Source organism: Nocardia neocaledoniensis, from assembly GCF_029868625.1.
GTDB classification, from domain to species: Bacteria; Actinomycetota; Actinomycetes; order Mycobacteriales; family Mycobacteriaceae; genus Nocardia; species Nocardia neocaledoniensis_A.
On the sequence record NZ_JARWOJ010000221.1, the window covers coordinates 1 to 9,252 of the forward strand.

A 9,252-nucleotide genomic window follows, 5' to 3' on the forward strand; every position below is an offset into this window, starting at 1 on the left:
GCGGCCGCCGCTCCCCCCCCGCGCCGCTGGTGCGTTTTTCTCCCTCCCCCCCCTCCCCCTCCCCCGCGCCCCCCCCCCCGGCCGCCCCGCGGGGCGCGCCGCGCCCGGCCGCCCGCCCCCCCCCCCCCCCCCCCCCCCCCCTTTGTTCATGTCGTAACGGGCCAACGTGATGCCTCGCATCGCGATGCCTCGCATCGCATCGCGTCTCGTCAAGGGCCCTGCCGCCCGCCCGACTCCGAGACCTGTACCCGCGATGCTCGAAATTCGATGCGAACCGGGTTGTTGCCACGCCCGCTTCTACGGAGACGGACCCGCGGTCAATCGAGCTTGAATCGGCCATCGCCGGTGTCCTCACCAAGGGTTGAACGACGGGATTGCCGGTGAATTGCCCAGCGTGGGGCGTGGCCCCGAAAGAGCGAACCACCCCCCGTGCGCGGCCGATGGTGGTTCACTACGAGAACGAGCAGTTTGGACCCTTGACCAATCCATCACCCCTGGTGACGGCGATCGCACGGTTTCTGCCGTTGCGATCTGGGTCACTACTATGCCAGACTCTCCCCCACTGTGAAGCCGTCCGGTCTCACAATGTCCGGAAGAGGGAGTGGGTTGAGCAAGCGGCAAGTGCGTGAAGTTGCCACCCGCCCATCGATGGTCCGGAGATCAGTCCCGATCGACGAGCGCGAGCGCGGCGGCGGCCAGCAGGTCGACCAGCTCGCCGACCGGCGGTCGCGATTCGCGCAGCAACCATTCGTGCGCCACGCCGTTGACCGCGCCGGTGATGAGTCCCGTCGTGAGTTCGGCGTCCCCGCGCAACCGCACGCCCTTCGAGCCGAGCGCGGTCGAGATCAGCGCCGACCAGGCGTGCCTGCGCGAGCGGCGATGGTCCTCCATCCGGTCGCTCACGCCGACGACCTCGATCAGCGCGACCTGCGCGCGCCACGGGTCGGAGCCGAGCGATTCCAGGTACGCGGCCAGGCCGGCCCGGAACGCGTCCTCGGGGTCGGAGTGTTCGATGACCGCGGCCCCGACGGCCGAGGCGGCGTCGTCCTGGATGCGGTCGTAGGCCGCGATGAGCACGTCCTCGCGGGTCTCGAACTCCTCGTAGAACTGCCGCTTGGACAGTCCCGCCGCCGCGCACACCTCGGCGAGCGAGCACGTGGCGTACCCGCGTTCGGCGAAGATCCGCGTCGCTGCTTCCAGGAACCGCTGGCGCCGTTCGGCTTTACGCGCGACGACTGTACGACCCCCATACCGTCTGTCCGCTGTAGTCACCTTTCCAATGTATCTGAAACCCCGGATCACACTTACCGTTCCGGACTGCTCCACCCAATCCCCACAAAGAAGGACGGCTGACCAGTGCTGCGCACCCGAGGCTCGCGGACCGCTTTGTCCGCTCTCGTACTAGCGGTGAGTGCCTCACTCGCCGCACCGGCATCGACCATGGCTGCCCCGCGACCAGCGGCTCAGCCGAGCGTTCCGGCGATCGCGGAGAACGTTCCCTCCGAGACGCTGGCCGCGCTGGCACCGTCGATCGTAAGCGCCATCTCCGCCCCCGGCCCCATCGCCGACGGCGCGCAGGCCGGAATCCTGGCCCAGGCGCGCGTCCTGCTCGCCACTCCCGGCATCCCCGCGCAGGTCAAGGCGACGCTGGAGAAGGTCATCACCTTCCTCGACGGCAGCGGTGGCGGCGGCCCGGAGCTCCCGCCCTCGGACGGACCGCGCATCGCGCAGTTCCTCTACCCGACCATCGGCAAGGGCTGCATCGGCCCGACCTCCGATTCCGTCGGCACCGCGCTGGCCGTGCCCGGCCCGGCCGAGCTGCCGCCACCCGGTCCGGCCGCGGGCCAGACCGGCTTCGTGTTCACCGCGCTCGGCACCAAAACCCCGACCGCCGAGCAGAACCCGCCGATGACCGTTCAGTGGGTCAACCTGGACAACCGGCGCTCGGGCACCCAGGCGCTCACCACCGAGGCCGCGATCAACCCCGACGGCCCGGCCACCCTCTCGGCCATCGCCGACACCGGCACCGGCCGGGTCGCCGCGGTGATCACCGGTGGGCTCACCACCACGACCGCCGACGGTGACGTCCGCACCTGCTCGTTCGCCCCGACCGTCGGGTTCTTCTCCGTCGGTTGATCCGACGCCACGCATTGGAGTTTCGAGTTATGAAGTTTGCCGTTCCCGGCCTGATCAGTGGGCTGGCCGGCGCGATCATCGGGGTGATTGCCGTTCTCGGCATCACCGCTGGCGCGCAACAGAATTCGATCCCGGACCCCGAGACCACGGCTGATCCGGGTTCCTCGGTGCTCGGCAACGTCACGTACGGCAGCCGATGAGCAACATGCGCAGGACCATCGCCTGCATCCTCGTCGGACTCGGCGCGCTGCTGCTCGCCGCCGCTGTCATGATCCCCACCTACACCGTCGACAAGGTCGCCAAGACCCCGCTCGACCTGCGCATCACCACCGTCGCCAAGAGCGTGCCCGGCGAGGAGAGCATGGTGCTCGACTCGAAGTCGCTGGTCTCGCCCGAGGGCGCGGCCAAGGTCGACAAGGTCGCGGTCTCCTCGCAGCGCTTCCTCACGGTCGAGGAGCCGTCCGACGCCGACCAGATGACCGTCCAGGCCGGCCAGACCCTGCGCCGCGACGACCGCGACGGCGACGCGGGCGTGCTCGACGCCAAAGTCGACCGGGTGACCATCGACCGGTTCACCGGTGAGCCCGTGGCGACCTCGCCCAACGGCTCCATCGCGATCAACGTCGACAAGTCCGGCGCCTCGGTGGCCGACGCGACGAGCCGTCAGGGCCTGCAGTACCGGTTCCCGATCGGTACCGAGAAGAAGTCGTACCCGTACTTCGACCTGAACGCCCGCGCCACCCACCCGATCGACTTCGTCGAGGAGACCCAGATCGACGGGATGCCGGTCTACTACTTCAAGCAGAGCATCCCGGTCACCAACCTCAACGACGTCGCGCCCACCGCGACCAGCAAGCTGACCCTGCCCGCGGCCAAGTGGGGCCTCGAGGGTGACGGCGAGGTGACCATGTACCGCTTCTACACCAACGTCCGCGAGCTGTGGGTGGAGCCGCGGACCGGCGCGGTCATCAAGGGTGGCGAGCAGCTGCACCTGTACTACGGCCGCAGCGCGGAGCAGGTCGACGTCTCCGCGCTCAAGGCGCACCTGGTCTTCGATCAGGAGACCATCGACGCCCAGATGGCAGTCACCCAGGAGAGCCTCGACAAGCTCGACCTCTTCGGCAAGACCCTGCCCATCATCCTGGGCATCCTGGCCGCGATCCTGCTGATCGCGGGCGTGGTCCTCGGCGTGATGAGCAGCGGCGGTCGCACCATCGACCCGCCGACCCAGCGGATTCGCCCCTCGAACCTGTAGGTCTTCCCCCTGCACGACCAGGCCTCCCCGGACTCGTTCCGGGGAGGCCTGACTCGTTTCACCGCCGACGCTCCGAAGCTACCTCGGGTGCTCCATCAATCATTCACCGCGGCTGGGGTTTCGGACTTCGGCTCGCGGGTGGGAGTGGGGCCGGTGCGCAGGAGTGCCATGGTGAGCGCGGCGCCGATCGCGGCCAGGGCGGCGGCGGCCGCGAAGGCGAGGCCGAGTCCGGTTCGGTAGGCGTCGGCCGCGGTGGATCGTCGTGCCACGAGGTCGGCGAGCAGGAGCAGGGCTGTCACGCCGATCCCGGACCCGACGCGCTGCGCGGTGTTGACGACGCCCGCCGCGATTCCGGCGTCCGCCGGGTCGACCGAGGTGACCGCGGGCACGGTGACGCCGACGAACGCGGCGGGCAGGCCGACACCGAGCAGGACCGCGCCGGGCAGCACGTCGATCAGGAAGTCGGCGTGCTCGGGCAGGCGGGCGAACCAGGCCATGGCCATGGCCTGGAGCCCGAGACCGGCGGCCAGTACGCGCCAGGCGCCGAGTCGATCCAGCGCGTAGGGGATCAGCGTTCGGGAGACCACGATGTTCACCACGGCCACCGGCAGCACGGCCAGGCCGGACGCGGTGGGGCTGAAGCCCTGGGTGTTCTGCAAGTACAGCGCCAGCAGGGCGAAGGTGGGTACATGCGCGGCGCCGACCAGCGCGTTGACCACGGCCGACCCGCTCACCTGGCGAACGGCGAAGAGCCGCAACGGCATCAGCGGGTGTGCGCTGCGCGCCTCGATGGACACGAACGCCGCGAGCAACGCCAGGCCGGCCATCGCTAAACCCGCCGCCGTGGCGCGCATCGACTCGTCGCCGAGCGCGCCGATCGCGTAACCGATGAGCAACAGCGCTGCCGTGCCGGTGATCGCGCCCGGCACGTCGAGCCGGCGCACCGCCCGGGTGGACAGTGCGGGGTCCGGCGGGAGCACCCGGATCAGCGCCAGGGCCACGACGCCGACAGGCAGGTTGATCAGGAAGATCGACGGCCAGCCGAACAGATCGGTGAGCGGCCCGCCGACCGCGGTGCCGATGGCCGCGCCCGCCGCGCCCATCGCGCTCCACATCCCGAAAGCGCGGTTGCGGCCGGCCGGTTCGGTGAACGTGGTGGTGAGCAGTGCCAGCTGTGCGGGAATCACCACGGCCGCGCCGAGGCCCTGTAGGGCCCGGGCGCTGATGAGCATCGCCGGGGTCGAGGCGATTCCGGCCAGCCCGGACGCCACCGTGAACACCGTGAGCCCACCCGCGAACACCCGGCGCGGCCCGAGCAGGTCGGCGGCGCGTCCGCCCAGCAGCATGAATCCGCCGAAGGCGAGCAGGTACGCGTTGGTCACCCAGCCCAGTCCCGCTTCGTCGAGCCCGAGGTCGGTGCCGATGCTGGGCAACGCCACATTCAGCACGGTCGTGTCCAGGAAGACCACCAGTTCGACCGCGGTGATCAACAGCAGGATCAGCTGGTCTCGCGCTCGGGGTGTGCCTCTGCTCATCATGGTCGATCCTTTCGCTAGAGCATCACTACAGCGATATTCCACTAGAGCGTGACTCTAGTCAAGTAGGATGTGAGACATGACAGGCAAGAACACCGGCGCCAGGGCGGCCAAGACGACGGCCAATCGCGCCAAGATGCTGGCGGCGGCCCGGGAACTGTTCGTCACCCGCGGCTACACCTCGACCACGATGAAGGCCATCGCCGAACAGGCGGGCATGGCGGTGCAGACGCTGTATTTCACCTTCGCGACCAAGCGCGCCATCCTGTCCGAACTCCTCGACGTCGAGATCGCCGGCGACACCGAACCCGTCGCCACGATGGACCGCCCCTGGTTCGCGGCGGCGGTGGCCGCACCGCCCGCCGAGCAGATCCGCCGCCAGGTCGCCGCGGCGGCAACGATTTACGCCCGCGTCGGCACGCTGCTCGAGGTCATCCGATCGGCCGCCGCGACCGACCCCGAACTCGCCGAGCTCTGGGAAACCAATGTCGCCCAGCGTCACCTGGTCCAGCTCCGCCTCGCCGAGGCGCTCGCCGCCAAGACGACGCTGCGCGGCGACATCGGCGCTGACCGCGCCGCCGACATCGCGCTGGCCGTCCTGGCTCCCGAGACCTACCGGTTGCTCGTGCACGAACGCGGTTGGTCCGAGGAGGATTGGGCATCCTGGGCCACCGACGCGCTCAGCCTGCAATTGCTACCGCCCGGCGGGGCCGATGCCGGTGACGCGCCGGCTCGGGAGCGAGCACGGTGAGCGTGCTGGTCCTGGGTGGGTACGGTGCCGTAGGCGCTCACCTGGTGAGAACGCTGCGCACGCAAGGGATTCCGGTGATCGTGGCGGGCCGCGACCCGGCGCGCGCGGACCGTGTGGTCGACCTCACGGCGCCGGACCACATCGCGGAAGCGCTCACGGGCGTATCGATCGTGGTGAATTGCGCTGGTACCGAGGATGTTCGGCTCGCCGAGGTCTGCGCCGAACGCGGCATCGTCTTCATCGAGATCTCGGCGACCACCGATTACGTGCTGGCCCTGGAACGCGTCGACGGCCCGGTGGTGCTCGGCGTCGGATTGGCGCCCGGCCTGACCACCCTGCTCGCCGCCGACCTGCTCGCCACCGGCCCCGGCCCGGTCGACATCGTGATCGGGCTCGGCTCCGGCGAACAGCACGGGCCCGCGGCCACCGCCTGGACCTATCGGCTGCTGGGTCGGCGCTTCGCCGACCCGGACGGCGGCACGGTCCGCAACTTCACCGAACCCGCGCGCTTCGCGATTCCCGAAGAGGCCGGGTACCCATCGTTTCCCGCGCTGCGCGCCGACTTCGCCGACCAGCACCGGCTCAGCCGCGAATTCGCCGTTCCCGTCCGCACCTACCTGCGACTGGACTCCCGGCTCGCCACCGCCGGACTGGCCGCGCTCACCTGGGTGCCCGCGCTCCGTGCGCTGGCGCCACGGCACATGCCAGGCAGCGATCGCTGGGTCGTGCTCGCCCGCTCGGCCGACGGGCGGACCCGGTCGGCCACCGGTCGTGGTCAGTCGATGGCCACGGCCGCGGTCGCCGCCGCCACGGTCGGTGAGCTGGAACGGCACCGGATCACCGGGCCGACCTGGATCCACGAAGTGCTCGAAATCGGGACGTTGCGTCGCGATCTGACGGCGGCGGGAATCATCGACCGGTAGCGGTGGTTCCTCCGATCGTTCGCCGTCAGTGAACGGAGACACGCGTCAGGAACAAACAGCGGGGGCCCTGGGTTGAGTCAGCAAAGCTCAACTTTGGAAGGGTCGTTATGACTACAGCTCAGAACCTGCCGGTGCTGTTCCTGACCGATCCGATCGTGCTGCCGGGCATGGTCGTGCCCATCGAACTGGACGAATCCGCGCAGGCCGCCATCGACGCCGCGCAGGCCGGGAAGACCGGCGCTGTGCTGGTCGCCCCCCGCCTCGACGAGGGCTACGCCTCCTACGGCGTCGTGGCCACGATCGAGCAGGTCGGACGGATGCGCGGCGGTGCGCCCGCCGCCGTCCTGAAGGCCGAACGCAGGGCCCGGATCGGGCACGGAGTCACCGGGCCCGGTGCCGCGCTGTGGGTCGAGGCCGAACCCGTCGAGGACGCCGCGCCCGACGAGCGCACCACCGAACTGGCCGCCGAATACAAGAAGCTGGTCGTCGCCGTGCTGCAGCGGCGCGAGGCCTGGCAGATCATCGACATCGTCAACCAGCTGGACAAGCCGGAAGCGATCGCCGACACCGCGGGCTACGCGCCGTACCTGACCAACGACCAGAAGCGTGAACTGCTCGAGACCCCGGACGTCGCGGCCAGGCTGACCAAGCAGATCGAGTGGATCAAGGACCACATCGCCGAGGTCGAGGTCACCGACAAGATCTCCGAGGACGTCCGCGAGGGCATGGAGAAGAGCCAGCGCGAGTTCCTGCTGCGCCAGCAGCTCAACGCCATCCGCAAGGAACTCGGCGAGGACGAGCCCGACGGCGCCGACGACTACCGCACCCGCGTGGAGAACGCCGACCTGCCCGAGCACGTGCGCGCCGAGGCGCTGCGCGAGGTCGGCAGGCTGGAGCGAGCCAGCGATCAGAGCCCGGAATCGGGCTGGATCCGCACCTGGCTCGACACCGTCCTCGACCTGCCGTGGACGGTGACTACCGAGGACAGCAGCGATGTCTCGGCCGCCCGCGCCGTCCTCGACGCCGATCACCACGGGCTGGACGAGGTCAAGGACCGCATGGTCGAGTACCTGGCCGTGCGCGCCAGGCGTGCCGCCCGCGGACTCGAGGTCGTCGGCGGCCGCGGCTCCGGCGCGGTGATGGTGCTCGTCGGCCCGCCCGGCGTCGGCAAGACCTCGCTGGGTGAGTCGGTCGCGAAGGCGTTGGGACGTAAGTTCGTTCGTGTCGCGCTCGGCGGCGTGCGCGACGAGGCCGAGATCCGTGGCCACCGCCGCACCTACGTGGGCGCGCTGCCGGGCCGGATCGTGCGCGCGGTCAAGGAGGCGGGATCGATGAATCCCGTCGTGCTGCTGGACGAGATCGACAAGGTCGGTTCCGATTTCCGTGGCGATCCGGCGGCGGCGCTGCTCGAGGTCCTCGACCCCGCGCAGAACCACACCTTCCGCGACCACTACCTGGATCTGGACCTCGACCTGTCGAACGTGCTGTTCATCGCGACCGCCAACGTCATGGACACCATCCCCGGCCCGCTGCTGGACCGGATGGAGCTCATCACCGTCGACGGCTACACCGAGGCCGACAAGGTGGCCATCGCCCGCGACTTCCTGGTGCCCCGGCAGCTGGAACGCAACGCGCTGACCGCCGAGGAGGTGTCCATCACCGACGCCGCCCTGCGCGAGATCGCGGCCAACTACACCCGCGAGGCGGGCGTGCGCCAGATGGAGCGACTGGTCGCGAAGGCCCTGCGGAAGGCGGCGACCCGGTTGGTCACCGGTGAATCCGACGAGCCGGGCACGCTCGGCTACGAGCCGGAACTCGGCTACGACAACGTCATCGACATCGAGTCGGGCCCGCAGCCCGCGGGTCAGCTCGCGAGCCTCGTGGTCGACGTCGACAACCTGACCGACTACCTCGGCCGTCCCCGCTTCACCCCGGACTCGGTGGAACGCACCGCGGTCCCCGGTGTGGCCACGGGTCTGGCGGTCACCGGCGCGGGCGGCGATGTGCTCTACATCGAGGCCAACGCCGCCGAGGGCGAGCGGGCGCTGACCCTGACCGGTCAGCTGGGCGACGTCATGAAGGAATCCGCGCAGATCGCGCTGACCTACGTACGCTCGCACCTCGAGGAGATCGGCATCGAGCCGAAGGTCCTCGACCGCAATATCCACATCCACTTCCCGGCGGGCGCGGTGCCCAAGGACGGCCCGTCGGCGGGTGTCACCATGGTGACCGCGTTGGTGTCGCTGGCCCTGGGTCGTCAGGTGCGTGGCGATGTCGGCATGACCGGTGAGGTCACACTGAACGGCCGGGTCCTGCCGATCGGTGGCGTGAAGCAGAAGCTGCTCGCCGCCCAGCGTGCCGGACTGAAGACGGTGTTCATCCCGGCCCGCAACGAGGCTGACCTCGACGAGGTGCCCGCCGAGGTGCTGGCCGCGCTGGACGTGCGACCGGTCGCCGACGTGGCCGACATCCTGGCCTACGCCATCGAACCGATCGCCGAACCGGCGGCCGACGGGGGCATAGCCCGGAGCGCCGGGGTGGGACGAGAACCGGGGCGGCAGTTCGATCGGGCCGAGCATCGCGCGCTGCAGCGTCAGCGAGGTGGCGCGGGCCTGGTCGAAGTTGCGGGCACGCTGCAACGCGACACTGAGA

General features: G+C 70.0%; 8 protein-coding genes. 6 read left to right on the forward strand and 2 right to left on the reverse strand.

The annotated features are described in order from the left end of the window. Nucleotides 1-660: 660 nt before the first annotated feature. The gene (locus QH270_RS16310) at nucleotides 661-1,272 is read right to left on the reverse strand and encodes a TetR/AcrR family transcriptional regulator (RefSeq protein ID WP_280342896.1); all 612 of its coding nucleotides are present in this window, start codon (nucleotides 1,270-1,272) and stop codon (nucleotides 661-663) included. A gap of 84 nt (nucleotides 1,273-1,356) precedes the next feature. On the opposite strand from QH270_RS16310, the gene QH270_RS16315 reads away from it, so the two are divergent. From QH270_RS16315 to QH270_RS16325, 3 genes are read left to right on the forward strand one after another with little or no spacing between them, the layout of a single operon-like run. After that, entirely contained in the window at nucleotides 1,357-2,136 is a 780-nt protein-coding gene (locus tag QH270_RS16315) for an Rv1157c family protein (RefSeq protein ID WP_280342898.1), read from the forward strand. A 29-nt stretch (nucleotides 2,137-2,165) separates the two neighbouring features. Beyond that, the gene (locus QH270_RS16320; protein ID WP_110037884.1) at nucleotides 2,166-2,336 is read left to right on the forward strand and encodes a DUF2613 family protein; all 171 of its coding nucleotides are present in this window, start codon (nucleotides 2,166-2,168) and stop codon (nucleotides 2,334-2,336) included. Nucleotides 2,337-2,341: 5 nt separating this feature from the next. Next, nucleotides 2,342-3,391 (forward strand): DUF3068 domain-containing protein, encoded by a 1,050-nt coding sequence (locus QH270_RS16325; protein ID WP_280342902.1) that lies wholly within the window; start codon nucleotides 2,342-2,344, stop codon nucleotides 3,389-3,391. A gap of 95 nt (nucleotides 3,392-3,486) precedes the next feature. On the opposite strand, the gene QH270_RS16330 is transcribed toward QH270_RS16325, so the two are convergent. Beyond that, on the reverse strand, nucleotides 3,487-4,926 hold the full coding sequence (locus tag QH270_RS16330) for an MFS transporter (protein WP_280342904.1): 1,440 nt from the start codon (nucleotides 4,924-4,926) through the stop codon (nucleotides 3,487-3,489). A 79-nt stretch (nucleotides 4,927-5,005) separates the two neighbouring features. Between QH270_RS16330 and QH270_RS16335 the strand changes: the two genes are divergently transcribed. The 3 genes from QH270_RS16335 to lon form a co-directional block, all read left to right on the forward strand. Then, nucleotides 5,006-5,677, forward strand: coding sequence for a TetR/AcrR family transcriptional regulator (locus tag QH270_RS16335; protein WP_280342907.1), 672 nt, complete (start codon nucleotides 5,006-5,008; stop codon nucleotides 5,675-5,677). After that, nucleotides 5,674-6,600 (forward strand): NAD-dependent epimerase/dehydratase family protein, encoded by a 927-nt coding sequence (locus QH270_RS16340; protein ID WP_280342909.1) that lies wholly within the window; start codon nucleotides 5,674-5,676, stop codon nucleotides 6,598-6,600. The genes QH270_RS16335 and QH270_RS16340 overlap by 4 nt, the downstream gene beginning before the upstream one ends. 107 nt (nucleotides 6,601-6,707) lie before the next feature. Continuing rightward, a partial coding sequence (gene lon, locus QH270_RS16345; RefSeq protein ID WP_280342912.1) for an endopeptidase La occupies nucleotides 6,708-9,252 on the forward strand: 2,545 nt, incomplete at its 3' end.

Excerpts from the sequence above, each read along its gene's own strand:
- QH270_RS16335 (WP_280342907.1), top strand. The coding sequence starts at position 5,006 with ATGACAGGCAAGAACACCGGCGCCAGGGCGGCCAAGACGACGGCCAAT.
- QH270_RS16325 (WP_280342902.1), top strand. The coding sequence starts at position 2,342 with ATGCGCAGGACCATCGCCTGCATCCTCGTCGGACTCGGCGCGCTGCTG.
- QH270_RS16330 (WP_280342904.1), bottom strand. The coding sequence starts at position 4,926 with ATGAGCAGAGGCACACCCCGAGCGCGAGACCAGCTGATCCTGCTGTTG.
- QH270_RS16320 (WP_110037884.1), top strand. The coding sequence starts at position 2,166 with ATGAAGTTTGCCGTTCCCGGCCTGATCAGTGGGCTGGCCGGCGCGATC.